This is a genomic window from Mycobacterium sp. 4858 (genome assembly GCF_900240975.1).
GTDB lineage: Bacteria > Actinomycetota > Actinomycetes > Mycobacteriales > Mycobacteriaceae > Mycobacterium.
The window spans coordinates 3,242,658-3,269,614 of the sequence record NZ_LT968776.1; the positions used below are offsets into that span (position 1 = coordinate 3,242,658).

22 protein-coding genes and 4 pseudogenes are annotated in these 26,957 nt (G+C 62.5%); 9 read left to right on the plus strand and 17 right to left on the minus strand.

Going from position 1 to position 26,957, the window contains the following annotated elements; genetic code table 11:
• Window positions 1-30 precede the first annotated feature (30 nt).
• Window positions 31-1,698 carry an NAD-dependent malic enzyme gene (locus C1737_RS24030; protein WP_102419648.1) on the minus strand — a complete coding sequence of 556 codons (1,668 nt, stop codon included), beginning with the start codon at window positions 1,696-1,698 and terminating at the stop codon, window positions 31-33.
• A 1,139-nt stretch (window positions 1,699-2,837) separates the two neighbouring features.
• Between C1737_RS24030 and C1737_RS24035 the strand changes: the two genes are divergently transcribed.
• Window positions 2,838-4,307, plus strand: coding sequence for an NAD-dependent succinate-semialdehyde dehydrogenase (locus tag C1737_RS24035; RefSeq protein ID WP_068098914.1), 1,470 nt, complete (start codon window positions 2,838-2,840; stop codon window positions 4,305-4,307).
• Between the two features lie 143 nt (window positions 4,308-4,450).
• Here the strand turns inward: C1737_RS24035 and C1737_RS24040 are convergent.
• A pseudogene (locus C1737_RS24040) lies at window positions 4,451-4,581 on the minus strand (leucine zipper domain-containing protein); the annotation flags it as partial.
• Window positions 4,582-4,844: 263 nt separating this feature from the next.
• Window positions 4,845-5,624: an SDR family oxidoreductase gene (locus C1737_RS24045; RefSeq protein WP_102419649.1), complete on the minus strand. Its 780-nt coding sequence runs from the start codon at window positions 5,622-5,624 to the stop codon at window positions 4,845-4,847.
• Between the two features lie 914 nt (window positions 5,625-6,538).
• Here C1737_RS24045 and C1737_RS27570 point away from each other — a divergent pair.
• Window positions 6,539-6,595, plus strand: a pseudogene (locus tag C1737_RS27570) (TetR family transcriptional regulator); the annotation flags it as partial.
• Between the two features lie 42 nt (window positions 6,596-6,637).
• Entirely contained in the window at window positions 6,638-7,207 is a 570-nt protein-coding gene (locus C1737_RS24050) for a hypothetical protein (RefSeq protein ID WP_233214814.1), read from the plus strand.
• 65 nt (window positions 7,208-7,272) lie between these two features.
• Here the strand turns inward: C1737_RS24050 and C1737_RS24055 are convergent, their stop codons facing one another.
• Together C1737_RS24055 and C1737_RS24060 are read right to left on the minus strand one after the other, a co-directional pair.
• Window positions 7,273-7,509 carry a hypothetical protein gene (locus C1737_RS24055; protein WP_102419651.1) on the minus strand — a complete coding sequence of 79 codons (237 nt, stop codon included), beginning with the start codon at window positions 7,507-7,509 and terminating at the stop codon, window positions 7,273-7,275.
• Between the two features lie 15 nt (window positions 7,510-7,524).
• The gene (locus tag C1737_RS24060) at window positions 7,525-8,265 is read right to left on the minus strand and encodes an FCD domain-containing protein (RefSeq protein WP_102420098.1); all 741 of its coding nucleotides are present in this window, start codon (window positions 8,263-8,265) and stop codon (window positions 7,525-7,527) included.
• 161 nt (window positions 8,266-8,426) lie between these two features.
• Here C1737_RS24060 and C1737_RS24065 point away from each other — a divergent pair.
• Window positions 8,427-8,774 (plus strand): annotated as a pseudogene (locus C1737_RS24065) (long-chain fatty acid--CoA ligase); the annotation flags it as partial.
• Window positions 8,771-9,073: a hypothetical protein gene (locus C1737_RS24070; protein WP_102419652.1), complete on the plus strand. Its 303-nt coding sequence runs from the start codon at window positions 8,771-8,773 to the stop codon at window positions 9,071-9,073. The pseudogene C1737_RS24065 and the gene C1737_RS24070, both read left to right, overlap by 4 nt.
• Before the next feature lie 191 nt (window positions 9,074-9,264).
• Here the strand turns inward: C1737_RS24070 and C1737_RS24075 are convergent, their stop codons facing one another.
• Window positions 9,265-9,591 carry an acyl-CoA synthetase gene (locus C1737_RS24075; protein WP_174813838.1) on the minus strand — a complete coding sequence of 109 codons (327 nt, stop codon included), beginning with the start codon at window positions 9,589-9,591 and terminating at the stop codon, window positions 9,265-9,267.
• 639 nt (window positions 9,592-10,230) lie between these two features.
• Between C1737_RS24075 and C1737_RS24085 the strand changes: the two genes are divergently transcribed.
• The 3 genes from C1737_RS24085 (at window position 10,231) to C1737_RS24095 (ending at window position 14,019) form a co-directional block, all read left to right on the plus strand.
• The gene (locus tag C1737_RS24085) at window positions 10,231-11,373 is read left to right on the plus strand and encodes an acyl-CoA dehydrogenase family protein (protein WP_067928013.1); all 1,143 of its coding nucleotides are present in this window, start codon (window positions 10,231-10,233) and stop codon (window positions 11,371-11,373) included.
• Window positions 11,374-11,442: 69 nt separating this feature from the next.
• Window positions 11,443-12,672 (plus strand): CaiB/BaiF CoA-transferase family protein, encoded by a 1,230-nt coding sequence (locus C1737_RS24090; protein ID WP_102419653.1) that lies wholly within the window; start codon window positions 11,443-11,445, stop codon window positions 12,670-12,672.
• A gap of 513 nt (window positions 12,673-13,185) precedes the next feature.
• A complete protein-coding gene (locus tag C1737_RS24095; RefSeq protein ID WP_142393482.1) occupies window positions 13,186-14,019 on the plus strand; it encodes an acyl-CoA thioesterase II in 834 nt (277 codons plus the stop codon).
• A gap of 363 nt (window positions 14,020-14,382) precedes the next feature.
• Here C1737_RS24095 and C1737_RS24100 read toward each other — a convergent pair whose 3' ends face one another.
• Entirely contained in the window at window positions 14,383-15,336 is a 954-nt protein-coding gene (locus C1737_RS24100; RefSeq protein WP_067923768.1) for an alpha/beta hydrolase, read from the minus strand.
• 106 nt (window positions 15,337-15,442) lie between these two features.
• Between C1737_RS24100 and C1737_RS24105 the strand changes: the two genes are divergently transcribed.
• Window positions 15,443-16,363, plus strand: a complete 921-nt coding sequence (locus tag C1737_RS24105) for a LysR family transcriptional regulator (protein ID WP_158243993.1) — start codon at window positions 15,443-15,445, stop codon at window positions 16,361-16,363.
• A gap of 228 nt (window positions 16,364-16,591) precedes the next feature.
• On the opposite strand, the pseudogene C1737_RS26955 reads toward C1737_RS24105, so the two are convergent.
• The 10 genes and pseudogenes from C1737_RS26955 to C1737_RS24155 all read right to left on the minus strand — a co-directional run.
• Window positions 16,592-16,797, minus strand: a pseudogene (locus C1737_RS26955) (ATP-binding protein); the annotation flags it as partial.
• A 315-nt stretch (window positions 16,798-17,112) separates the two neighbouring features.
• On the minus strand, window positions 17,113-18,246 hold the full coding sequence (locus tag C1737_RS24115) for a spirocyclase AveC family protein (RefSeq protein ID WP_082962371.1): 1,134 nt from the start codon (window positions 18,244-18,246) through the stop codon (window positions 17,113-17,115).
• 475 nt (window positions 18,247-18,721) lie between these two features.
• Window positions 18,722-21,181, minus strand: coding sequence for a CaiB/BaiF CoA-transferase family protein (locus tag C1737_RS24120; protein ID WP_102419656.1), 2,460 nt, complete (start codon window positions 21,179-21,181; stop codon window positions 18,722-18,724).
• A gap of 395 nt (window positions 21,182-21,576) precedes the next feature.
• Window positions 21,577-21,714, minus strand: a complete 138-nt coding sequence (locus tag C1737_RS24125) for a hypothetical protein (RefSeq protein ID WP_233214873.1) — start codon at window positions 21,712-21,714, stop codon at window positions 21,577-21,579.
• A gap of 35 nt (window positions 21,715-21,749) precedes the next feature.
• The gene (locus C1737_RS24130) at window positions 21,750-22,772 is read right to left on the minus strand and encodes a DUF2889 domain-containing protein (protein ID WP_174813837.1); all 1,023 of its coding nucleotides are present in this window, start codon (window positions 22,770-22,772) and stop codon (window positions 21,750-21,752) included.
• Window positions 22,773-22,783: 11 nt separating this feature from the next.
• Window positions 22,784-24,244: an aldehyde dehydrogenase gene (locus C1737_RS24135; RefSeq protein WP_102420100.1), complete on the minus strand. Its 1,461-nt coding sequence runs from the start codon at window positions 24,242-24,244 to the stop codon at window positions 22,784-22,786.
• A 21-nt stretch (window positions 24,245-24,265) separates the two neighbouring features.
• The gene (locus tag C1737_RS24140; RefSeq protein ID WP_067923786.1) at window positions 24,266-25,081 is read right to left on the minus strand and encodes a mycofactocin-coupled SDR family oxidoreductase; all 816 of its coding nucleotides are present in this window, start codon (window positions 25,079-25,081) and stop codon (window positions 24,266-24,268) included.
• Window positions 25,082-25,099: 18 nt separating this feature from the next.
• Window positions 25,100-25,312 carry a hypothetical protein gene (locus C1737_RS24145; RefSeq protein ID WP_369807551.1) on the minus strand — a complete coding sequence of 71 codons (213 nt, stop codon included), beginning with the start codon at window positions 25,310-25,312 and terminating at the stop codon, window positions 25,100-25,102.
• Window positions 25,305-25,757 carry a Zn-ribbon domain-containing OB-fold protein gene (locus C1737_RS24150; RefSeq protein ID WP_067923791.1) on the minus strand — a complete coding sequence of 151 codons (453 nt, stop codon included), beginning with the start codon at window positions 25,755-25,757 and terminating at the stop codon, window positions 25,305-25,307. The genes C1737_RS24145 and C1737_RS24150 overlap by 8 nt, the downstream gene beginning before the upstream one ends.
• Entirely contained in the window at window positions 25,754-26,953 is a 1,200-nt protein-coding gene (locus C1737_RS24155) for a thiolase (RefSeq protein ID WP_067923794.1), read from the minus strand. The genes C1737_RS24150 and C1737_RS24155 overlap by 4 nt, the downstream gene beginning before the upstream one ends.
• Window positions 26,954-26,957: the final 4 nt, after the last annotated feature.

Consider the following 26,957-nt stretch of genomic DNA (forward strand, 5'->3'; position numbering starts at 1 on the left):
TGGCAGACGAGCGCCGCATGTGGCGTTGTGTCACTGATCCGGTTCGTCGGCGGTGCCGGGATATTTGGGTGTCCACCGCACCTGTGTGATCCGTTGCGCGAGTTCTTGGTCGCGGCGTTCGGGGGCCACGCCGTCGGCTACCGCTTGCTTGGCCACCGCGTGGGCGATCCGGACGGCGACGTCGGGCACGTCCGCCCACTCCGGCAGCAGCGGTTTGTCGGGGTCGTTGAGCGCCGGTGACAGGTCTCCCAACGTCGCGGCGGCGACGCGCATCATGTCGTCGGTTACCCGGGTCGCCTGCGCGGCGGTGACTGCGAGCCCTACTGCGGGGAAGATGTAGACGTTGTTGCATTGGGCGATCGGACGTGTGGTGCCGTCGCGCTCCACCGGCGCAAAGGGTGAGCCGGTGGCGATCAGGGCACGTCCGTCGGTCCAACGGTCCAGTTCGGCGGGGTGCGCCTCGGCGCGACTTGTCGGATTGGACAGCGGAAAGATGATGGGCCGCTGGGTCTTGCCGGCCATTTCCCGCACGATGTCTTCGGTGAAGGCGCCCGCGGCGGTGGACAGGCCCAGAAGAACTCCGACGTCGACGTTGTGCACGACATCCTTGAGCTGAGCGCGGCCCTTCAGCCCCCAACCTGCCACCCGCCCGGCAGGTTGCGCGAAGTCACGCTGGCCATCTGTGAGGTCGGCGCGATCGTCAGTGAGTAGCCCAATCACATCGACGACCCAGATCCGTTGTCGAGCATCCTCTTCGGACAGGCCCTCGTTGACCATCTCCCGCCGGATCATGTCCAGGACACCGATACCGGCTGAGCCCGCACCTAGCATCACGACCTGCTGCTCCGACAGCGGTCGGCCGGCCACCTTCGCTGCGCCGTGCAGCGCGCCAAGAGTCACCGCGGCGGTCCCTTGGATGTCGTCATTAAAGGTGAGCAGCCGGTCGCGATAGCGGTCCAGGATCGGCTGTGCATGCGCGGTTGCGAAGTCCTCCCACTGGAGGAGCACGTCGGGGAGCTGTTGTTGGACCGCGCTGACGAATGTGTCGATGAATGCGTAGTACTCATCGTCGGCGATCCGCCGGTGACGCCAACCGAGATACAGCGGATCGTCGAGGAGCTCGACGTTGTCGGTGCCGACGTCGAGCACGATCGGCAGGGTTCGCGCGGGGTCGATTCCGCCGATAAGTGTGTAGAGCGAGAGCTTGCCGATCGGGATCCCCATACCGCCGATGCCCTGATCGCCCAGACCTAGGATCCGCTGCCCGTCGGTCACCACAATGACGTCAACGTCACGTCGGGGCCTATTGCTCAAGATCTCATCAAGACGATCGTGGTCGGGATACGAAATAAACAAACCCCTTGGCCGTCGGTAGATTTCGCTGAAGCGCTGGCACGCCTCGCCAACCGTGGGGGTGTAGACGATCGGCAGGCTTTCGCGAATGTGGTCGTGCAGCACGCGGTAGAACAACGTCTCGTTGCGGTCCTGCAAAGCACGAAGATAGATGTGTTTGTCAAGATCGTCACGGCGCGAACAGAATTCACGCCAGCAGTGCTCGGCTTGCTCGTCGAGAGTTTTGACTGCCGTGGGTAGCAGGCCCAAAAGTCCAAGCTCGCGCCGCTCCTGCTCGGTGAAGGCGGTGCCCTTGGTGGTCAGAGCATCAAGAAGCCTTGCTTCACCGCGTGTTTGGTCAGACACGATAGGATTCCTTCCTAGTCACGCAGTAAAACCATCTCAACCCTATTGAGACACAACGAAGCTGGCCGCTCAGGCGATCGCTCAAGGCGTGTCGTCAACGTGTGAGCTCGAGAAGTAAACTGCGACCTCCTGATCGACGCAGAACGCCTCGGCGGTCGTTCCACCCCGACGGAGTGGCGCATGGGCCAACCGCGCGGTCGGCGCTGAGCCGGGGCAATCGCGGATTCCGCAGCCGGCTTCATGCCGCTAACGGTGCCGCGATTGCGGTGCGGCAATTGGGGGCGCCGGCTTACGAAGCTGAAAGGTGTCGACGCCGGCCAACATCTGCTCCTGCATGAACACCTCCGGATGCTAACGCAACAAAAGTTACGTTAAGCCTAGAGTACGTGACCACCGCGGCGCGGCGTGACCGGTTCAAGTGCACGGATTCCCCTAGGGCGCGAGACGTTCCGGCAGAGACGGTTTGAGTGACCTCTTGGGATCCGAACGAAGTGTGCCCTAATTAAACTCGCCGTGCTGTCGAACAAGCGCAGAGTCCGGATTGTGCTGACTCGGGTGATGCGGCATACTCCCTAATATGCTCTAGACACCGTTGCCGCCCGACATCGCCGGAGGGCTGGCCGACGTCCGGTCCGCGACTATTCCGCTGGCCGGGATGCTCGAAGAAGCGCATCACGTGCGCGGCCGCGTTGATAGCGTCGACCTGCAAAACCGCACCCTCAGCTGTACCGACTTCGACCAGTGTCCGCGTGAATTCGGTTGGTGTCGGTTTGTTTTGGTACCTGGATCAGTAACTCGTCCCTCCGTGATTCCCGGATTGGCAGCGCACGCCGAGTCTTTAACTCGACCCTGAAGTACTTAGCTGTGGGACCTGGGTCCCTGGCGGGAGGTCGCCAATCCTTTCGACGTGAAGCCTTCCGGACGCGCCGCAAAATTCGTCACCCCAGAGGTAGTCTTCAATGCCTTGCGCTCTCAAGCTGTTTCAGGCAGCATTTGCCTACATCGTCGTCACCGCATTCCCGCGCAGCGGAATCGCTACCAGCTAGGGAGTTCCGCCATCCACGGCGACATGATGATTATCGGCTTACTATCGCCGTTGCAACCGCCGCGGCACGACTCATGACCGCAGGAGGCTCGAGATGGCCACTATCACACCCGCACAAGAGCGTTCGGTCATCGACGCCGTTCCCAAGCAGTTGTTCATTGGCGGCAGTTGGCAAAACGGCCAGCACGGAACGTTCACTGTCGAAGACCCAGCTACCGCGCAACCGCTTTGCGAGGTCGCCGACGCTACCGCCGAGGACGCCATCAGCGCCCTCGATGCCGCGGTCGACGCCGCACCGAGCTTCGCCGCATCCGCTCCACGGGAGCGCGCCGAGATCCTGCGGCGCGCGTTCGAGCTGATCGTTGCCCGGATTGATGATCTTGCGCTGATCAACACGCTGGAAATGGGCAAGCCCGTCAAGGAGGCAAAAGCCGAGATTCTCTACGCGGCAGAGTTTTTCCGCTGGTTTTCCGAAGAAGCCGTCCGCATCGACGGACGCTATAGCCGCCACACCGACGGTGGTGGCCGCGTGCTCACCCTTCGGCAGCCGGTCGGGCCCTGCCTGATGATCACACCATGGAACTTCCCACTAGCCATGGGAACTCGCAAGATCGGTCCCGCAATTGCCGCCGGCTGCACGATGATCATCAAGCCCGCCGAGCAGACACCGCTGTCGATCCTGGCCCTGGCCGCCATACTGCACGAGGCTGGTCTGCCCGGCGGCGTTCTCAACGTCGTCAGCACGTTGTCGGCGCCCGAAGTGCTGGCGCCGGTCATCAATGACCCCCGGCTGCGGAAATTGTCATTCACCGGGTCGACACCGGTGGGCCGTGCACTGGTGAAGCAGTCAGCCGACCAGTTACTCCGTGTATCAATGGAACTGGGAGGCAATGCGCCGTTCATCGTCTTCGAGGACGCCGACGTCGACGCCGCGGTGGACGGCGCGATGGTCGCCAAGATGCGCAACAACGGCGAAGCATGCGTCGCCGCCAACCGCTTTCACCTGTCGGACAAGATCGCCGCGGAGTTCATCGACAAGCTCACCGCCAGGATGAGCGCGCTGCGAATCGGTCGGGGAACCGAAGACAACGTCGACATGGGTCCGCTGATCGATGCCGCACAGCTGAAGACGACCTCCGGGCTTGTCAGCGACGCGATCGAGCGCGGCGCGGAGGCAGTGATCGGAGGCAAAGCACCCGAAGGCCCCGGCTACTTCTATGAGCCGACTGTCCTTGCGAACATCCCAAGCGACGCTCCGTTGCGCCAGTCCGAATTATTTGGCCCGGTGGCCCCGATCTTCACCTTCTCTGACGAGGAACAAGCGATCGCCGACGGCAATGACACCGAATACGGCCTCGTGTCCTACCTCTACACAAACGATTTGAAGCGAGCGCTACGCGTCAGCGAGGCACTACAGACTGGAATGGTCGGCCTCAACCAGGGCCTGGTGTCCAATCCCCAAGCGCCGTTCGGAGGAGTCAAGCAATCCGGATTCGGGCGCGAAGGCGGCTACGAAGGCATCGACGAATACGTCGAAGACAAGTACATAGCGATCAATCTCTAACCATAGACCCTACATCCGACGACGAACCGTCCATCAGGTCCACAGCCACAGCGTGCAGGCCGTCCACGGGGATGAGGATCCGAACGGGAAGGGAACCAGCGTTTCCCTGACCCAGGCGACCCTGCCGCAACTCCAGCCCCACCCGCCTCGATCTGGGCGGACATCTGATGCGGGCAACTCACCGGCCGGTGCGACCGGTCCTTCAACCCGTGCAGGCCCCAAGCCTCATAGCGGGCTACCACGAGTGCAGCGCCTGAAGCGACACTCCACATTTTCGGCCACGCTCAACTCCCTCATCTAGGGGGTGTCAAGGATCAACCGAAACCGCTGTAAAGGAACCGCCCATAGGAAAGTGTTGGCGATCTCGCTTTGAGCCGCTTGGTAGCAGGTCTCTGTTAACCCGAAGGTGCCGCACTGTCGGGCACACTGTGAGGCGCGCCACGAATGGATGCTACGCGCCAAAGTCACAAAGCATCCAACTATTTCGATAATTCGTTGGGCTCGGACGAAGTGCGGAAGTGTCGGCCCCACGAGAAGTCAACGCGGAGTGAAGCGTTGCGCGCCGTCGAGACGCATCACTTCGCCGTTGACGTACCCGTTCGTCAGCAGGAAGACCGCAGCATCGGCGAATTCCGCGGGAGCCCCGAGGCGTTTGGGGAATGGCACGTTGGCGGCGAACTTGGCGATGGCCTCTTCTCCGACCGACTCCATGATCGGCGTCTTCATGGTCCCGGGTGCGATGGTGTTGACCCGAATGGCGGCGGAGCTGAGGTCGCGCGCGGCGGCGATCGTCAATCCGATCACACCGGCTTTCGCTGCTGCGTAAGCGGTTTGACCGATCTGTCCCTCGTAACCGGCAATGGACGCCGTGAGCACCAACGCGCCTCGCTCGCCGTCGGCCTGCGGTTCCGCGGCCGCTATGGCAGCGGCGACGAGCCGAGCGACGTTGTAGGTCCCGTTGAGATAAAGATCGATGGTTTTAGTGAAGCCGGCAAAATCGGCCGGGCTGCCGTCGCGTTGCACGACGCGTTGTGCGACGCCGAATCCACCATGCGCGACCACGGCATACCGCAGCTGGCCGAGGTGGTTGGCCTGTTCGATCGCTTCCTCGACGGAGTCTTCGCTCGTCACGTCCGTACTGACGAAGGTCGCGCGCCTGCCCAATTCGTCAGCGAGCGCCTTGCCCTTGTCTGTGGCCAGGTCGGCGATCACCACGCCGAGGCCTTCGGCGTGCAACCGCCGCACCGTGACCTCACCGAGGCCGCCCGCGCCTCCACTGACGATCGCGGACGCACCGTTGAATTTCTCGACTGTCACTGCTCTCCTTCCAAGTTGCACCGGTCAAAAATTGCGATTAACAGGTCTCACGGCTCGACGGCTTTAAGGGCCATCCGTCCGAGTCGACGCGCGTAGCCGGCCGTCGGCCCGTAGCCGTTGCTCCAGCTCTGTGCACGCAGTGTCCCGGATTACAACGGATGTTTTTGGCGGTGACGCCGATCGCGCCGTGAAGTCGGTGAGCGATCGTCGTGACCCGTGTGACGGCCCGTCCAACGGCCACGCGCGACGCCAACCGCGAACTCGGTTTCGGGACAACGGAACCCATGTTCGGTCCGCACCGCCATCGCCCGACCAATGGCACGGCTTGCACCAGTCACCACCAGCACGCGGTCCTTGAGGGTGCGAGAACCCGGCCTGTCCACCGTTTTGAGCTCCTCTCGCCCCGCGGCCCGGATCGTTCTTAAAGGCTATAACTATATATCCCATTTAACGGAACGGCCGCGGCGGTTTCGTCGCACAGGAGCGAGGCAACCATGACCGACGTCATCTCGATCGGCACGGATGCGCCGCCGTGGTGCACGGGGCGATCGGACAAGTCCGGTGCGGTGGTATCGCGACGAATCGCCCCGCGGGCATCTTCGACTACGGCTGCGCGTTTTGGCCTGGGCCAAGCGCGAAGGAGTTCGGGCATGAGGAACGTCGCCATGGTGGGTGGCACGATCCCGTTCGCCGAGGATCTCGAACTCGGCAGCACGGACCTGGTGCTGACCGCCCGCGCCGAAGCCAAGACGTAACCGCTAGTGGGCCGTCGGCGACCTGATTGGGGAAAGGCCGTCACATGACACGACGTCGGCTAGAACCGCAGCAGCGCCGTGAAGAGCTGCTCGACACCGCAGCCGCGATGTTCGCGGAAATGCCCTACGAAGCCGTCTTAATGGAGGACATCGCCGCGCGCGGGTGTCTCTAGAGCGCTGATGTATCACCATTTTCCGAGCAAGCGAGAGTTGTACGTAGACATATTAAGGCGTGCCAGCAACCGGTTCCTGGCACGCGTGAGCCCCGATCCACAGCTACCGCTGGTGGAGCAGCTTGCGATCGGACTCGAGGCCCACATCCAATCAATTCTCGATCATCCCTTTGAGGCAGTCGCGATCAACCGCGGCGTACTGTCATATGACCCGGCAATTCAGGCGATCATCTCCGAAGAGCTCAATGTTGTGGGCCAGCGCCTGATCGATCAACTCGTCGCGCAGGGACATGCGCGCGATGCCACCGAGATTGCGGTGGAGGGTTGGTTGGCGTTTGTTCGGGCAGCCAGTGTGAAATGGGTTCAGTCGCGTCGTATCTCGCGGACTGAGCTTACCGAGATGTGTTTGGGCGCATTCGGCAGCGCACTCGGGTGCCCCACCACGGCGCACATCCGACCGAACGAGTTCACTATCAGACGCCTGCGCTGGACTGCCTTCGGCAGCGTTGCCAAGCTCACCGCGGCGATCACCGTTGGGAGTCAGCATCGGAACCGCGACGCCTCGCCATTCGGGTGGAAGGCCACCGCCGACGACATTATCACCAAAGTTCAACGCAGCCGCGACGCTCTCAGCAAGGTCAAATGGCAGAAGTAGCCGCTAGCGCAGGCGGTGATGCGCGGCGTCAGCGCGTGTTTGCCGTCGTCCCTGATTGCTTGTGCTCAGGGGGCGTCCGGATGCGACGACGGGGGGAGCGCCGATCGCGGTCTGCACATTCCGCTGACCGCATCGATGAGCACGCCGAGCGGGGCAATCGTCGGCAGGTGGGTGAAGGGATTGCGCATGCCCGCGAGCGGCATCGACGTCTCAACGACGGCGGAGTCCTGATCGGCGATCACGACTCCGATCCCGAACCGACGAAGCAGGTGGACTGGGATCGCGATGTCGTTAGTCGGCATCCCGGCTCACCTCCGTCATTCGAGAAGGTCGACCGCACTGGAAAGTTCGGAACCCGACAACGCGAATTCCCCGGCCTTCTGCAGGTGCTTTTTCCACAGCTCGCCGGCTTGCTCAGCCTCCCCAGCCTTGATCAGGTCGAGCACCATCCGATGCGTCTTGGCCGATCGACGGACCGCCTGCTCTGCGCGAGAACCTTCGGTTGCCTGCAACGAGCGATTCGCCTTCACTACGATGTGATGAAGCATGTCGCTGACAATCTGCAAGGTCTTGTTGCCCGATAGCCGTGCGATAGCGGCGTGGAACTCTGTCAGTCGGACCGCGGCATCGCTGCCTGGTATCAACTGCTCCTCGGCTTCGACGATCTGCTCTAACTCCGCGATCACTTTCGCGTTGCGGCCTTTGGCCAGCTGCATGACCATTGGCGCCTCGAGAGCCATTCGTGCGTCGTAGACATCTTTGAGCGTCACGCCTTCGTACTCGAGGATCAGCCCCGCATAACGGGCAAGCGTCTCGCGTCGCGGTCGGGTAACCCGGGCGCCGCCACGTACCCCACGCTGGACGACGATAAGCGATTCCGATTCGAGCACACGGAACGCCTCGCGCAACGTCGGCCGGGACACACCGAACCGCTCCATGAGTTCTGATTCCGGGGGGAGCATCGTTCCTTCTGCGATTTCGCCGCGGATGAACATCCTGCGCAGCACGGTGGCCACGCGATCAGCCATCTTCGGCTCGCGAAGGTTGGTAACCTCCATATCGATCCTCCACCGATAGTAATCAACTAATTGTTTGTAGGATAGCTGAACAGTGGTGCGCGAAGCCGCTTGCGCCCGTACACAGTGAGCAAGCTCATCGTCAATAGCCATTGACCCGACCATCAGGTCCTTCATGATCTCGGTGGTACTCGCACATAGACCTGTTCATCGGTGGTCGATCCGACGACACAATCATCCGTGGTGGTGAGAACATTGCCCCTGCGGAGGTGGAGGATGTGCTCGTCGAGCATCCCGACGTTCACGAGGTCGTGGTGGTCGGCTCAGACGACCCGCAGTGGGGGCAGATCATAGTCGCGGTCGTGGTACCCGAGCGGGGCGCTGAACCGGATGTCGAAGAACTGCGCGAGTTCGTACGCAAAACGCTACGGGGCTCACGCACCCCGGACCGCATCGAGATCATCGACCAACTGCCCACGACGGACACGGGCAAGGTGCTGCGCCGCGAGATCGTCCGACAACTCTCCGAAAATGTCAGGAGCGCAACATGATCAAGAACGGAACCCGCCTGCAGGGCCAGGTCTGCGACACCCAGGTGATTGTCGTGCGGGCCACGGACAGCATCGACGACCTGCGCTGCGGCGGCTCGCGGATGGTGCTGCTCGACACCGAGAAGTCATCGCACGCAGAGCTCGATCCCGCGCTGGCCGGCGGCAGCGCGATGGGTAAGCGCTATGTCGATGATGGTGGCGCCGAGGTGCTGGTCACCAAGGCTGGGGTGGGCACGCTCAGCATCGGCGGAACGCCGCTGTCGCTCAAGGAGGCCAAACCGTTGCCGGCCAGCGACTGAGTACGCGCCACGATGAGTGCTCGGTGTGAGCTAGTCGCACACTTGGCGCCAGCGCGACTTGCGTTGCGGTCAAGCTGCTGCCTTGATGAGCTCCCGCGTTCTTACGGCGCGTCGCCCATAATCAAAGCTGCCGAAACCGTGTAGCCTGCCCGCCGTCCGAGCGGGGGGTGAGTTCTCGCCGCTGCGAGGTATTAGCGCGGTTCATCGCCAGCGGACGCATTCCGCCGCGCCTTACCCGGGTAGCCGAAGAATTTCTCGAAGTTCTCGTCGTTGATGGGTTGCGCGGAGTTGCGTTGAGCGGCTGCGCGTAACGCATCCAGACGCCTCTGCGCCGAATCAACCTCTTGCGGAGTGCCGAGCCGCCGGCATTGTTCAAGCTGGCATTGGACGGAGGCAATTTCGATTCGTAGCCGTTCACCGGCCTCCACGAACGTCAGCAGGTCGTGGTCGTCCTCATCCAACCTGTCGCGGTCCGTCCGTATTTGGGCCGTTCCTTCGACGAAGTCCGTCATCGTCATCTCCATCCCTGTACGCGCCTCTGGGGGCCCATCATATAAGCGACAGGATGGCGTTGTTCTATATAACTAAATAATTATCTGGTTATTGGTGAGGTGATCGATGCCTACGATGCAATCCGTCGATGATGCAATTGTGCCAAGCGGAGGCGAGCTCGGTCCTGCGACTGTCCACCTGGGCGTTTGAGGAACAGCACCATCGATCGAGCGACGGCCAGTGCGCTCTGGTAGGCCAGGCGCTTGGCGGCGAAACGGTTGCGCGACTTGGAAAACGTGTTCCGATCCAACTCCAAGTGATCGGCGGCCTCGACGTTGCTGCCACCGTCGGCGCACGCCGCCACGACCCTGGCCCGCAGAGCGGGCCCGGCCGCGCAGTTGCGACGCTGGCCCCACCTTCCAACTCGGCACGTCATCATCGGTCGACGCACCCGTCGAGACGTTGGCGGAGAGCCACGAGCATCGCATGCCGCACGTCGGCGTGGTTTGTGATCGCGAGAAGCCGAATAAGAGGGAACAGGGACGTAGGCAAATTCGACTCGCTAGTCTAATCTGTTTAGAAACCAAAAATCTGGCCGGCGGGCATGCCGACGAACTACGCGACAGCCGCATGACGGACCGCTGACGAAGCGCAGAGGATATCGGATGAGACGTCTCATTTTCAGTGCCGAGCACGAGCAACTCCGTGCGACGACTAAGAACTTCATCGAACGTGAGGTCGCGCCTTACGCCGACGAATGGGAGATGCGGCGCATCGTTGACCGATCAGCGTTCATCGCCGCCGGCAAATACGGTCTGATCGGCTTCAATATGCCTGAGGAGTATGGCGGTGGCGGCAGCGACGACTTCCGCTTCAACGCGGTGATCAACGAGGAGCTGTCGAAGTTCGGAACCCGCGTCCCCGCTCTCACGCTTCAAAACGACGTTGTTGGCCCGTATTTCAAGTCTTTGGCGACTGATGAGCAGAAGCGCCGTTGGCTGCCGGGAATCGTTAGCGGACAAACCATCGTCGCGATTGCGATGACCGAGCCGGGTGCGGGTAGCGACCTTGCCGGGATCCGCACCACCGCGGTGCGGGAGGGCGACGAATGGGTCCTGAACGGGTCGAAGACCTTCATCTCCTCGGGAATCAACGCAGATCTCGTCGTCGTCGTGACGCGAACCGATCCCTCTGCCGGCCACCGGGGGTTCTCGCTCCTTGTGGTGGAGCGTGACATGCCGGGCTTCATCCGCGGTCGCAAGCTCGACAAGCTCGGTCTGCACACACACGACACTGCCGAGTTGCATTTTGAGAACGTTCGGGTGCCCGTGGCGAATGTCTTGGGCGAAGAAGGCCGCGGGTTCTACCATCTGATGCACAACCTTCCCTCTGAGCGACTGTCGATTGCTATCTCCGCGATTGCCGGCGCCCGCGAGACCTGGCGTCAGACGCTGCAATATGCGAAGGATCGCAAAGCGTTCGGTCAGTCCATCGGCAGCTTCCAGCACAACAGATTCTTGCTGGCCGAGATGGATACCGAACTCGAAGTCTCCGAGCAGTACATCGACCGATGCCTGGCCGCCGTCGTCGAGGGCGACCTATCGGCGGTCGAGGCGGCAAAGGCCAAGTGGTGGTGCACGGAAGTTGCGAAGAAGGTCGTCGACGGCTGCGTGCAGCTTCACGGCGGCTACGGCTACATGAGGGAGTACCGGGTGACCAACGACTACGCGGACGTACGCATCCAGACCATCCTCGGGGGGACGACCGAGATCATGAAGGACCTGATCGGGCGTGACCTCGGGCTTTGACTTCGCAGCAGACGACATGACGTCGCTACACATCTGCGACCAGTTGATCGAGATCAAGAGGGTGTCGATATGGATAAACCCCTGACGGGCGTACGAGTCCTGGAAATAGCGCAGTTCACCTTCGTGCCGTCGGCAGGTGCCATACTCGCCGACTGGGGTGCTGACGTCATCAAGGTGGAGAATCCGCTGACGGGCGATGCCCAGCGTCAGCTTTTCATGGCGTCGCACGGCGAGTCGTCAGAGCAATCGAGCCAGTTCACACCCCACATCGAGGCACCCAATCGAGGTAAGCGGAGTATCGGGCTGGGTCTGACATCCCCGTTGGCGCGGCCAATCTTGGAGGCGCTGCTCCGGCGCAGCGACGTCGTCCTCACCAACCACCTGCCTGTTGTCCGGTCCAAGTTGCGTATCGATGTCGATGATGTTCGGAGCATCAATCCCGACATCATCTACGTGGTGGGTAGTGGATTCGGCGGTCGTGGTCCTGGCAGGGACCGGCCGGGTTATGACTCCACCGCATTTTGGGCGAGGGGAGGAAGTGCAGACGGCGCGACGCCGTGCCTCGCCGATCGGCCGACCTATATGCCGTGCGGTGCGTATGGCGACAACGTCGGCGGGCTGGCTATCGCGGGCGGCGTGGCCGCCGCGCTCTACCGGCGTCGCATGTCCGGACAACCGTCGGTGATCGACGTGTCACTGCTGGGCGTCGGGGCATGGGCGACGCAGTTCGATGTCAACATGGCGCTGATGAGCGGCGGGCACCTGCCAAAGGTGGAACTCGACACGCCCATGGCAGGCAATCCGCTGGTCGCGAGCTACCGCACGCGCGACGGCCGGTTCATTCAGTTGACAATGCTCGACCCGTTGTCTTATTGGTCGGAGTTCTGCATGTGCATGGGCAGCCCGGAAGCCGCCGCGGACAAGCGCTTTGCGACAATCGACGGTATCGCCGAGAATATCCACTCCGCATGTCGGATCGTCGCGGAGTTGATCGGCCGGTATCCCCTCGACGAATGCGAGCGACGGCTCAACGGATGTAGTGGCGCGTGGACGGTGTGGCAGGACAGCTGGGACCTCGCCAACGACGAGGACCTGGTCGCCAACGGTGGGATCGTCGAAGTCGTTGACGCGCAGGGTGTTCGGCGCAAGCTGGTGGCGAATCCGGTTCAGTTCGACGTTGCGACTGTCCCATCGAAGCGGGCGCCGCAATTCGCCGAACACACCGACGCCATCCTGCGCGAGATCGGGGTTGACGATGTCACGTTCGGCGAGCTCAAGATGGAAGGCGTCATCGCTTAAGGTGGCCGCTCGCCTCTGAGAGTTCGTTGTCGCGCTGTACTAGCCTGAGTTGGAATCTACTGATACCGCGGTCACCCCGTCACGCCCAGCATCTAGATCATCCAACTATATATATATAAGTTATATATATCTGTCTTATGGGCAACGCGCCGACCTCGTGAAAGTATTCACTCGATCTCTGGATGCGCATGGAGGCCCGCGTACGCTTGGCGGCGACAGGCTGGGTACCACCTTTGACGATCAAACATGTTGCTGCCATCGCGAACTGCGCTATCGGCCGCTGCAGGCGATCAGTTCCGGGTGACGCGAATTCGGAAGGGCTGGATTATCTCGTCTGCGCCGGTATACCGTAATTTTCTGCAGTAGATTCGGGGTCCGTGAAAAGGTTGCAGGGCAAGCGGGCGGACATCTCAGAGGCGTGTTGTGACTTGTACACGCGCAGCGGGCATCGCGCACGCCACTCGGAAATCCGAGCTGCGAGAGGGCAGTTAAGTGGTCGCCACTGTCGCCTCCTTGATCGACCTGCTTGACGTCCAACGCGTCGCAAGCGATTCCTACGTAGGGATCACGCCCGACATTGGTATGCCTCGGGTCTTCGGCGGACAGGCCGCGGGTCAAGCTCTGATGGCAGCGGCCAAGACCGTCGAGGAAAAACGTGTCCCGCACTCTGTTCAGACCCACTTCCTCTCCACGGGGCTAATCGGGCCGCCGATTGAATTTCACGTCGAGCGGTTGCGCGACTCCGGCTCGCTGTCCAACCGGCGGGTCATAGCCGAGCAGCAGGGTCGACAGCTGCTTTCCCAGCAGGCCGCGTTCCACGCTCCAGAAAACGGACCAGAGCATCAACTGGCTGCCGAGGCTGTCGACGGTCCTCCGTCGGCTGGCGCGGGCCTGCGTCCATTCCCCGAGGACTGGCCGGAATTCTATCGACGATGGTCTTCTCTGGAAGTCGACTGGTACCCGGATTCGCATGTGCGCGGACCTCTCACGACAACCGGCCGGGGTACGCTGTCGCGCCAATGGGTGCGGACATCGGCACCCTTCGACGCTCCCCAAGCGGTCCACAGTGCCATCGCCACATGTGTCGCTGGCCTGACATTGTTGATGAGCGCCTTTACGCCCCACGAAATCAAGCCCCATCGCGATATCAAGACGTTCACCCTCGATCATTGTCTATGGTTTCATCGCCCCTTCCGCATTGATGAGTGGCTGCTCCTCGAGCAGGTGTCGCCCAGTGCCTCGGAAGGCAGGGCGTTCTGTATGGGCCGGCTCTTCGGTGGGCGGCAATCACGTGGCCTCTGTGACCCAGGTTGGTCTGGTTCGAGAGTGGTAACTCATGACTTTTAGTTCTTGCCAAGATAATTGGAGGAGACACAGATAATAGTCGACGCAGCCGAAACAGCGAATGCAAAGACCTCCGAAGACGCCGACGGGACCGGCTACGGCGCATCCGACGGGGCGATCGACGACGCTCCTATCCGAGGATGCTCGTGCTTGAGGGATCGCTCCTAGATCCGGACGCACCCGCCATCGTCGCAGTCGGCCCGACGGACGCCGTACCACGGGCAAGGCCGAACTGCTCGATATGGCGGGCGCGGCGTGCGATTCCTCGATGCGCAAGAAGGTCCCGCGGGAGGACTCTGTTTGTATCGGCGCTTTCTTCCAGCAGCACACTTACGTCGGCCGGCGGTCGGCGGCATGAGCAGATCGTCAAGTCACCGTCGGAACCCACGCGGCGATGCGATCCCACAGCTCGTAACGGTGGCTGGCGAAGTTGTGGCAGTGACCTGACTTCGGCACGAGGTGCAGTGTCACGTCAGCAGAGCCCGTATAGTTGGCAGGTTCGGCGTACGAATTGGGCGACACGTCAATCGCTGCGCCGAATCCTAGGAACACTGGAACATTCACCTGTGGCGCGTAGCGCTCGACGAATCCCGGCGTGGCGACCTCGGCGCCCGCGCGCACCGGCACCCGACTTTGCGCGGCGGTGTCGGCGTCGATCACCTGCTGTGGTACCTCTCCGGCATAGAACAGGCCCTCAAGATATGACCGCGGAACGGTCATGTGGCTGTCCTGCGGACTGGCACCCGAGAGCTGGCAAGCCAGCGACATTGATTGCTGGACCCGGCTTTCGAGATCGGCGGCATCTGTTGTTTCTTGGTAAATGTTGGTGACTTGTACCCCGTACCCGAGCAACACCACCGCGTCGTAGATACCGGTGTTGGCCTGCACCATCGTGGTCAGGCATGCGCCCATTGAGTGGCCTACACCGACCAGAGGGCCGGCCAGCGGCGAAACGCCGTCGATGAGATCGCCATTGCGCAGGCCTTCACGGACCTGCCGGGCCACCTCCGCGTCGCCGGCAGCCAGCAACTCCAGCCCTAGCTGGCCGGATGCGATTGGGTCAGTGCTCTCGCCGACGGCGAGGTGGTCCAGGGCGAGGACGATATAGCCAGCGGCGGCCAGGTGCTCTCCGAAGCTGTAGCCGGGGTGCCCGTCAATCTGCATGTGCCAATAGCGCTTGTCGTAGAGCCCGCCGGCCAGACACAAGAGCGCCGCGACCGCACCAGCCGGCCGCGGCGGCAGGAAGGCCCATGCCGTCTGGGTCAGCCGCTCACCGGTCTCGATACTGGCCGTCACTTCGAACGTCAATGGCGTTGGCATGGCACAAATTGTTCAAACCGCAGCTACCGATGTCCAGTGCGTTTTGTGCATCCCAACGTTGCGTAAACCGCAGCGCGCGACGAGTGTCGAGTGTCAAACTGGCGCCATGGAACTGCGCCACCTGCGTTGTTTTGTCGCGGTCGCTGAAGAGCAGCACTTCGGCCGGGCAGCCCAGCGTTTGCATCTGACCCCGGCACCGGTCAGCCGCGCCGTGCGGGCGCTGGAGACCGAACTCGGGGTGGACTTGTTCATTCGCGAACACCATGACGTGCGCCTGACGGCCGCGGGTTTAGCGCTTTGCGAACGAGCTGCTGAAGTCGTGCGTCATGCTGACTCGCTGGGCGACTACGCGCGATCGTTAGGGTATGAAGCGCTCGCGATAACGGTTGGCGCATTTCATCTTTCGCCACCGACGGTCTTAGACCGCACGGTGGATGCGCTGCGCGACCTAACAACGTCGAATGTCGAGGTTCAACTCGTTGAACCGGACCAGCTGCCGCGCCGGCTTGCGGCCGGCACGCTGGATTTCGCATTGGTGAACCCGACGTCCGACTGCGCCGGGCTGCCGTACCAGCAGGTGGCCGTTTTCGACTACGTGCTCGTCATGCGCGGCGACGACCCGCTCGCCGCGCGTGACCACATCGACTGGGGGGACCTCGCCCGACGTGAAGTGACACTGCCGCCCGATACGCCGTTCCCCTCGGTGCTCAACAACCTGCACCACTTCATGGTCTGCCACAGCGTGACACGGTTCGACCGCATTGACAGCCTCGACGTGGCCGCGATGGCAAGCCGGATCCGCACTCATCGCACCGTGATTCCGTCGCTGAGCCTAGAGGCCGGCGGGCCGTGGCGGGTATTCGACGACCCAGCGTTCGCGGTGCGCCCGTTCGGCGAACCACCGCCGCCCTACGTCCTTTCGCTGGCGTGGAGCCCCCGCGCCCCGCAGCGGTGGGGCATCGATCCAGGGGACATCCTTGCCGCGATCGCCGGCCGCAATCCCGCATATAACCACGCAGACAGGTAGGCGGGTCTCTCGCCTTCCGAACCAGACTGTGAGTGCGCCGCTCCCAGACCCCGGAAGGACCCGACGAGCTAATCCCGGATCAGGACTCGACATACATAGGCCTTCGCCCTGACATGAGCCGCTTCGCTCCTTCGTTGCACTGACCATTACGGTGCTGCACCCGAACGGATTCACCACCGAACTGATCGGACCCTGCGAACAATTCTGCTGCCACGCCTTAACCCGCACCGCGCGGGCGTTCGCTAGTCGGTAGGACTCGGTGCCGGTCTCAATGATGTTGCTGGCGAACGTCAAACGGTCCACGATCGCCGCGCACAGCCGCAGATCGGTGAAGGTCTTGGTCCAGCTCGAGAAGGAGTTGTGCTCGCGATGGCGACGTTGGCGGTTTACTCGCGCTCGGTGAGAACCTGGAAAGGCATCTCCGTAGCGCGACGACCGTGGCGGCCCACCTCCAGGGCCGCCCGCGCCAAGCCACGGTCAACTCCGTCGGCGACCCGGTCAGGTCGACAGCTTCGAGCGCCGCATGATCGCGGAAGTGGTCGGCCGCTTAGTCAGCCCAGGTAACCGGGACGCCAGGCGCCGAGCACTGCCTCGAGCTCGTCTCCGGCAGGATGTTTATCAACCGACGACGTAGGAGCCGTTGACCGATTCGTTGTTGTTTGCATAGAAGCAATCCTGGACTCGTCCGCGAGGTCCTATTCCCCTTCGATGACTGCCCAAGGGCTGGAGTAGCCCTCTACCCGATGGCGCTATCGGCCTAGGTAGAGATCGACCCACGTGCTGCCGTCGCCAGGAATGTCGTTCGGCGAACCTGGCTGACCGCCGGTCGGTATCGGCCGCCCATGCGCCGGGTCCGGGCAGAGATAAGGCGTTCCCTGACCGCACATCCCATTTCTCAGATGGGAGGGGTACATCTCCCAGTTGTCGTTATCGTTTTGCAGGCCAATCCAAATGAACACGATGTTGTAGGCGAAGTACCCGATGTTGGTCACGGCGGCGACGGCCAGGATCTGCAGGGCGGCCTTGGTCTTGCTGGATACATTGAGCCGCTCCACGCCCCGCTCGACCACCGACTGACCGCGATCATCGCGGTAGAACCGCAGCACCATCAACGGCGCCCAGCCAAGGGCGCCCCACACGATCGGTTCGTAAAGAGGGAACTGATGGGTCGTGCCCTTCAACAGCGTCAACCAGCCGACGGTGTCTGGATATGCAATGACGTGCAAACTGGTGAGGGCCACCTCGTTGAGATCCATGACTGCCATGAAGGCAATCGACCATGCAATAACGCCCAGCTTGCCTGTCTGTGGCCACCGCCTCATCACAAATTTGCGCAGGAACGCGCACCCGATCATGCACAGCGCAGCGCTCCAGATGAAGCCGACCCCGATGAGGATGGTGGGCTCGGGCATGAGGTTGCCACGCGGGGACACCCACCCGGGCATGTCGGTTGTCCACGAGCCAAAGTTCACCATCAACGACGAGTATGAGAACTGCGGCAGGATGTAGTTGAGGATCGGATCCCATTGGATTAGCAGCAGATAGGCGATGATAAGGATGGCGTCAAACGTCAAGCGCCTTTCGCGAATACACTGACGTCCTACGTAAACCAGGGTGCCGACGACCGTGATCACCGTGAACACCTGGAACGCAATGCAGAATTTAAGGTCGTTACCCAAGTCGGGGTTGTGGTCACCGATCGGTGTCGGTGTGGCGCGCCCCCCCAGGATCCAGCTCGCCGCGACATAGATGGCCAGGCCGACAAACGTCGCACCGACTGTCGCCCACACAACGATCGGGGGGATGGTGCGGACCCGCGGCGCCCTCTTCGTCTTGGCGGCAACGGACCACCCACGCGACGGTTCAACTTCGACCGCAGCCATACAACGCCTCCTTGCGTTATCGCGATAACCGTCCGAGAGTTAGAATCTACCATTTATTAGAAAATTATCAATAGCGCTGGTGCGCGTGAGTGCCATCGGCGCGGCGCCGAATCTGTCCGTCGTCCTTTTCTCAGGCGGGCCGAAACCGAGTGCGCGAGAGCTGCTGCCCTAGGCGAGATTTGAGATGCCTATATCGCGGAGAGGTCAACTAGCTTAGCTAATTGCGCAGAGAATCTGTCGTAGAACAGGAACAAGTGATCACCACCGACAGGCCAGCGTGGGCTGATTGATCTTGTACTCGACTGCGAGTGGACGCTCGACGGTATACGCGTTCAGGGTGGTGTTGTCCGGGAAGTACTGCCGCAGAAAACGATTGGTGTCTTCGTTGCTGCGCTGGCGGAGCGTGAGCCACTATCGTGGCCGATGTCGCCGGCTTGGCGCCACACACGGCAACGCAACAAGCCCGTCGACACCTTTAACCGCATGCGATGATCCCTCGCGACCGCAGATCAGCGATCTGGTTGTCGTCGATGCCGATCTCGCTCAGAATTGCGGTCGTGTGCTGACCCACGGTGCAGCCTCCGCTGGCCTTTGTCAACGACCGGGAGAACCGGTAAAGCGGTGCCAGCCGAAGATGTTTGTCGAAGATGGGACTGTCAGCTTCCACCGAATACCCAGCATCGCGGCACGTGTCGCTTTGCAGGACGATGCCCGAATTGCGGTCGGCGACTTCGACGCATCCGACGTCCTGTGCGGTCAGCTCGTACTCCCACTCGAGTTTGGTCTTCGTCAGGAAGACCTGTTCCAAGACGCGTGCCAAGACATCGTCGTTGCGTGCCCGTGATGCGGTATCGACGAAGCGCTCGTCGCCCAGCAGGTCGACGTAGGCCTGCATAGCCTTCGCGAAAGGTTCCCATTCTCGCGCCAGGGGAGCGGCGAGAAACACCCAACCGTCGGCGGCGCGGTACAGCCGGTAGAGGGCCGTGAGGCCGAGGAACTCCGCGTCGGCTGTCGGCACCGGCGGCTGGTCGCGATAGCTGACGTTCGACCAGATGAGGGCGTTCTGAACCGTGCCCAGCATGGTGGTTTCGGTGTGGTGCATATCGATGCCGCGCCGCTTCGCGTAAAGGCACACGAGCAACGCGGAGGCGACACCCAGCGCGGCGATACCGTCGGCCTGCACCGCAGAAATCGTTCCGCCGGAGAACAGCGTGGCGGCCGTGCGGTGCAGGTCATCCAAGTCGGTCGGCGGGTGCATTGCGTCGCCGCTGTCGAGAACGGCCAGACCGGACGCCGCGGCGATGGACGGTGCGTACGCGGGTCGATGTCCGAATGGCCCATCGAGGCCGTAGCCGGAGGTGCTCAGGACTACCAAATCGGGGTTTATCGCCTTGAGCGTAGCTTCGTCGATCTTGGCTCGTTCAGCTGCTTGCCCGCGGAAGCACTGAACGACGATGTCGCAACGCTTTACCAGCTCGTATATCAGGCTGAGCCCCTCTGGTTTGGTGAAGTCGACCGCGCAGCTTTCCTTGCCTTGCAGCACCTTTGCACCACCAGCCTCCGGGAACGGAAGCATGTTTCGGATGTTGTCGCCGTCGAGCGGTTCGACTTTGATTACCCGCGCACCGAGGTCGGTGAGCAGCGTGGCGCCGTAGGGCCCGGCGAACATCGAACCGAATTCGAGGATCGTCGTCCCATGTAGAGGAAGTCCCGCAGCGACCTCACCGGCCGCAGGGAGGTTGGGCGGCTCCCGGCGCAACCCCCACACCGACGCATTGTGCTGTCCTACGCCCGGAGCTGGACGCAACGCCGCGAGTGGCTGGCCATCGGAGTGGATCAACGTCGACGGCTGGTGCACCGGGCCAAGCTCGGGGTCGTCCACAGTCACAGCTCGGCCTTGATGAAGAGTCTGGGGATGGTTCAGTGACTCGCTGGGTGTGCGGAAAATCTCGGCACTTAGATTTTCGTTTGCATCGAATGCCTGCTGCCATTCCGCGAGAGTGCGCGCCCTGACCCGCTCGATCATCAGGTCCCAGAATTCCGTGCGCAGTTCTTGCGTGGGTAGCGTGGGAAAACCCTCCCATTTTGGGTTCGCAAGTTCGGTCAACAAGTCGAGCTCTGTTAGCCAGGCATGCATCAATCGCGGCGATACCTGGGCGAACTGCAACCAGCGACCGTCTTTGGTGGGGGCCGCCAAGACCGAATACACCAGGGGGATCAGCGGGCGGCTCTGTTCGTCGTACACCGCGCCCGCTGGTTCGAAGGCGCCCGGATACCGGTCGAGCACTAATTCGTGGAACCAGTTCCAGGTATCGTTCGCCCCCACGCCCGTTACGAGATTGGATTCGACGACTTGACCGCGACCGCTCGAATCCCGCTCGATCAATGCTGCCAGGATTCCTTGCACGGCGGCGTGGGCCGCGCCCCAAGACGCATAGGGGGCCGAGACGTAGGCAGGCCCGCTTCGTGGGGTGACGCCACGCTTCTCGTGCATGATGCCGATCTTGGCCAGGACCAACGCTTCCCAGCCCTTGTAGTTTCGCCACGGGCCTTTCGACCCCCACCCGGTAATCGACGCGTGCACAAGTCTGGGGCAGCGCTGTGTCACCAATTCGGGCGTGAGTCCGAGGCGGCTCCCGTCCGCCGGCCGCGCGGTCGTCACGAGCACATCGGCGTTTTCTAGCAGCTGCCAGAGTCGTTGACGGTCGTCAGGTTCGTGGACATCGAGGGTGACCGAACGTCTGCCGCGTAGCAGCGCGGGCCATCCCGGGAGCTGTCGGAGGGAGCTGCCGTCGGGCGGTTCAACCAGGATTACGTTGGCGCCGCAATCGGCGAGGAACTGCGAGGTGTATGCGCCCGCCAGGGTGGTGGACATATCGACAACCAGCAAATCAGCGAGGGGCGGCCGGCCCGGTGCCGGAGTTACTGCTGCCATAAACGCTCCTCATGGGGAAAGACGCATGGTGTGACGTGTGTAACGCCAGGATGACACCCGAAACGGTTAAATGTCAAAACATTTGATGAACTGTCAAGACATTACTCGCGAGCCTCTCCGGCGCCCGAGGCAGCGCCATCGACCCAACCCAGATGCGCGGCGAGGGTGCGCACGTCGAAGACATCGCTGTCGGGGACCTGTTGGCGGACCGTCTTCGACTTATCTTGTGGTGCAACCACTATCGGGCACGAGGACGCCTGGCGACAATCTAATGGATCAGTGGCTGCTCGGTGAGTTCGGCGACGACCCGAACCGCTACACGGACGCCAAGTCTCGCAGAAACTACACCGGCACTTCACCATTGAACGTCGGGTGTGACCGGGAATCTCCATGTGTCAGTAGTGCTTGTCGTACAACCCTCCCGCCAGACGTGCCAGGATCGCCGGTGCCTCCAGTGGTTGGGCCGGGAGGAAGGCTGACGCCGCTTGTGTGAGCCGTTCGCTGCCGATGACGTCGGAGACGTCGAAATTCAAGGTAGGGGCATTGATGGTCCATTCGCCGGTTGTTCTCAGGGGGTGCTCAGCAGCGGGATCAGCGCCGCGGTATCGGCGACGCTGCGCAGCAGATCGTTCAGGTGCGTGCACGTCGACGTGCCGGCCAGCTCCTGGCGGACCCGGAAGTGCAGCTCGTCCAGCCTCATTCCGGTGATGCGAGTTGCGCTCGCAACGGCGCCTGGACATTCCTGCCAAGGCAGAACTCTGGGTATCGCCTGCGAGTGCAGTATGACCCCCGTGTCTGCATCTACCGATGCATCGAGCGTGTATTCGTGGATGATGGTCTCGGTGCTGTCGGCGCGGACATAGCTGTCGCGAAACATCGCACTGATCGACACCTTTGAACTATCCGAGCAGGGTTGAACGTCAAGTCGGCGCCGTCGTCGCATCCCGTGAACAGGCAGCGGGGCCATGGCGTGCCAGGCGAGTGGATCGGCCGGGTCCTCGAGCGCAGGGGCCGGCGGGCCGGTCACGACGGCGGGGTCACCGCCCTCGAACGAGGTCATCAGCAGACCGCCGGTGACGAAGCCGGCGCACCGGTCGGCGATCGGCAGATAACCTGACTTCGCTGCGACTCCGAGCACTCCCGACGCTGACAGCGCATGACCGGAGATGAGTGTGGCGACGGGGACATCATCGAGCAACGTATAGCGCAAGTCGCGGCGTCGCCGCAGATCGGGCGCGGCCTTGTCAACCGCAGCGCGAAAGCCGCTCATCGCCGGCGCCCCACTGAGATTCATGTTGGCAACGATCGGTTCGACCTCGAGGTGCTGAACGACCCGAGCGAACGTCTCGACCGTCGCTTCCAGGCGGGCGTGGCCCACCTCCGTCGTGGTGCCGTCGCACGCCGTCTTGACGTCGCGTGCTCGGCCCGACAAGTAGACCGGATCTATGGAGCCGGTTTTGCGCGTCATATCGATGGAGCTGGTTCGCCGCACTGAGCCAGGCAGTAGTCGCGGCGTCCCTTGGGTCGGCTCGTGAATTCCATGCAACGGGTGCAGGCCGAAACGTGGCGTGCCTAAGTCGTCTCCGCTCATACTTGGGCTAGTTAGGCGATGCTCACGCTCTTGGTCCACAGGAACTCGTCCAGCCCTTGCCGACCGCCTTCCTTGCCCATACCGCTGATGCCGATACCCCCGAAGGGTCGGTGCACCCCCAGGTTAATGGCGCCGTTGATCAGGACTTCTCCAGTCTCGAGCGCTTCAACGACACGGTGGGCGCGTTTGAGATTGTTCGTGAACAGGCACCCGGACAGCCCGTAGGGGGTCCTGTTCGCGATCTCGATGGCTTCGTCTTCGGTGTCGAACGGCATGATCGACAGCACCGGACCGAAGACCTCTTTTTGCGCCAGTTCGGAATTGGGGTCGACGTCTGCGAACACCGTGGGCTGCAGGAAGTATCCGTCCGCGAGGTCACCGCCGATGCGCTCACCGCCCGTGATCAATCGTGCGCCGTCCTGTTTGGCGCGGTCGATCATGCCCACGATCCGCTCCAGTGCTGCTTCATTCACGACAGGACCGCTCAGGGTGTCCAGATCGAACGGGTCACCCACTTTGATCATCGACGCGATCGCCGAGACTCGCGCGATGACGTCGTCATAGAGCGGTCTTGCCACGATCATTCGGGTCGGAAGGGCGCAGCCCTGGCCGCTCATCAAGCCCACCGACATCATCGTTCCGTAGCCGCAGGCGAGGTCAAGATCAGCGTCCTCGAAGATGATGTTGCCGGATTTGCCGCCGAGCTCCATGACTGCCGGCTTGATCTGCTCGGCACAGGTCGAGAGGATCTTGCGCGCCGTATCCGGGCCGCCGGTAAAGGTGACTTTTTTGACGAGCGGATGGGCGACCAGCCTCGCCCCGGCTTCAGCGGATCCGGGAACCACGTTGATGACGCCGGCGGGAATACCGGCCTCTGCAGCGAGATCCGCGTACAGATTGGCGCTGAAAGGGGTGAGCTCGGACGGCTTGATCACCACGGTGTTGCCCGCGGCAAGTGCCGCAGGCACTTTCATCGCCAAGGAGATGAGGGGGCCGTTCCAGGTGATGATCACGCCGATCACCCCGTAAGGCTGACTGAGTGTATAGCTGAACTCACCGTGGGTTCGGAACGAGGACGCGATGTCACTGCTGATCTTGTCGGCCCAACCCGCGTAGTAACGCGTCCACTCGACCGACATCGCGACGAGCCCGCCCACCAACCCCGACGGCGTGCCGTTGTCAAAGGTACCGAGGCGGGTGAAGTCGTCGGTGTTTTGCTCGATCAGGTCTGCAAAGCGCATCAGAATACGCCTGCGCTCGGCCGGATTGGTCTGCCGCCAACCAAGAAACGCGCCGTGGGCGGCCTCGACAGCCTCGTCGATCTCGGCGGCGCCTGCCATGGGGATCTCGGCGTCGGGTGTCCCATCGCACGGGTTGATGTGTTGGTAGGTGCCTCCAGACGCGGTATGCCGTTTTTCGCCGCCGATCCTCAGCGAGACTTCCGGGCGCGGCGTTGCAAGTGTCGACGTAATCATTGGCTCTCCCGTTGTGTGTTACCGAACCGCGAAGCCGGCGTCGAGGGGCCAAGCGGTGCCTGTGATGAATTTGGCCGCGTCGGAAACCAGCCATGCGACAGCTTCCGCGACATCTTCGGGTTGCAGGATCTGTATCGGAAGGACGTTCTGCATGGCGGTCAGCGCCGCGTCGTTGGCTTCGAATAGCTTGGCCATCGTCTCGTTCATCACCATGCCGGTAGCCACCCCGGTTGGGTGGATGGTGTTGACTCGGATTGATTGTGGCCCAAGGTGGTTGGCCCACACCTGCATCAAAGCTACGAGACCGCGTTTGGCGGCGGCGTAGGCCTGGCCACCTGCACGGTCGGTGCCGGTGGCCTTCAAACCAGCGCTCGAGCTGGTGATCACGATCGATCCGCCGCGGCCGCCGTCGATCAGAGCGGGGATCGCCGCCTCGACGGTGTTCCACACACCGACCAAGTTCACGTCGATGATGTCGCGGAAGATCTCGCGTCGCTTCGAGCCTTCACTGAGTCGCACGATTCCGGCGTTGGCCACCACGATGTCCAGGCGCCCGAATTCGGCGACACCTTCGCGGACAACAGCGTTGACGGCGTCGGCGTCGCGAACGTCGGCTTGGCGGGCCACAATTCGTCGGCCACGATCCTCAACGAGCTTGACTGTCTCTTCGAGGTCAGCGGGGGTCGCGTTGGGATAGTCCATGGAGTCGATGTCGGCGCAGATGTCCAGCCCGATGATGTCGGCGCCTTCACTGGCCAGGCGGACGGCGTGCGCGCGACCTTGCCCTCGAGCCGCGCCGGTGATGAAGGCGACTCTGCCTTCGAGATTCCCCACGAGTTTTCTCCTCTGACCTCAGTGCGGCGGGCTGCCGGTGTGGATGCGTGCCAATCTCAAACCGTCTTCGGAGTCGTCGACCTCGACGCTCCAGTTGCCGCACGAGCACCAGGCACGGAAGCGCCCGTTGTCGGGCAGGATCGCCTGCCCGTCACAGTCGCCGCCGGTGTTGGCGATGCTGGCGAAAAATTCGAGCGGTTTCTCGTGCAGGGCGCTGTCGTCGTCAGCCACCAGTGGCTCCGTTGTACGGCCGGAAAATTGGAAGCATCCAGCCATCGGCGATGGGCGAAAAGTCCACGCGCAGCGCCATTCCGATCGTCAAATCGGTCGGCGCGATGTCGACGACGTTGCTCACCAGTCGCGCACCCGGTGCGTCGGGCAGGTCGACGACCGCTGGTACCAACGTCAATTCGGGCATGCCGGGAATGCCGTGCACAACCGCGAAGCTGTAGACGGTCGCATCGCCACTCAGCTGAACCCAGTTGACGGCCGTGGACTGGCATTCCGGGCAGAACGGTGTGGGCGGCAGCCGGAAGGATCCGCAGTCGGCGCACTGCGGGGCGACAAGACGTTGCTCTTTGGCTGCCTGCCAAAACGGTTCGGTGTGTTTGTTGACCGCGATCCGGATGTGCTCGCCGGGAAGGGTTGTCGCCAGTGTGGCGGGGGGCGCGCTCATGCGGCGCGCCCCAGGATCAGACCGCTGACCGGCAGACTGGCCGGCCCCCCGGTGATCAACGCGAGTTCGGCGTCGGTCACCTGGTTGATGGCGGTGCCGCGCATCTGCTCGACTCCTTCCATGATATGGGTCATGCCAACGATGTAGGCCTCCGATAGTTGACCGCCGTGTGGGTTGAGCGGGATCGAGCCGCCGTCGTAGCGAATCGCCCCGCTCTCCACGAACGCGCCGCCCTCCCCCTTCTCGCAGAATCCGTAGTCCTCGAGTTGCATCAGCACCATCGGGGTGAAGTGGTCGTAGAGCAGCGCCACGTCGATGTCGGCGGCGCTGATCCCGGCCTGCCGGTAGAGCCGCTCGGCGATCGGCTTGTTACCCGAGGAAGCGAAGTACTCATCGGGCATACCCATCCACGCGAACGCGCGACCCCACTGCTTGACTCCACCATGGGCGGCGGCGACCACTGGGACCGGTGGTTGGCGCAGATCGCGGGCACGGTCGGCGCTCGTCGTGATCACCGCGACGGCACCGTCAGTCTCCTGGCAGAAGTCGTAGAGGCACAACGGTTCTGCGATCATCCGCGCGTTGAAATAGTCTTCGAGCGTCAGTGGTTCCCGGTGAATCGCCTTGGGCCGGTTCAGCGCATTGGCCCGCGTCGAGATCGCGATCTCGGCGAAAGCCTCGCGCCGCGTGCCGTAGAGATGCATATGCCGACGCGCCAACACCGACATCAGCTGACCCGGACCGAACAGCCCCGACGGCTGCAGGAACGAGTTGATCGCGTCGGGCTCCATCGCCGAGAACACCGCTCCCAGACGCTGTTTGGACTGCTGCAACGCCATCACAGTGACGACCACAGAAGCATCGCCGGCGACAATCGCCGCACGCGCCAGCCCGATCGCCCCGGCCGAACCACCGCCGCCCGAGGTCAGCGCCGCGGTGAACCGGACCTCCGGTATGCCGAGGGTTTCCACGAAATCGCCGGTGTCCATCTTCTCGGCGTACCCGGCGCTGGCACCCGAGTAATAGGCAAAACCGTCGATGTCGCGCACCGATAGCCCGGCATCCTCACAGGCGGCGAGGATCGCCTCACCGGCGAGTTCGGTTACGGTCTTCGGCAACGACCCGCCCCGCTTGTAGTAGGGCGTCGCGCCAATTCCGACGATGGCGACGTCACGCAGACCATCCGAATTGCCCACCAGT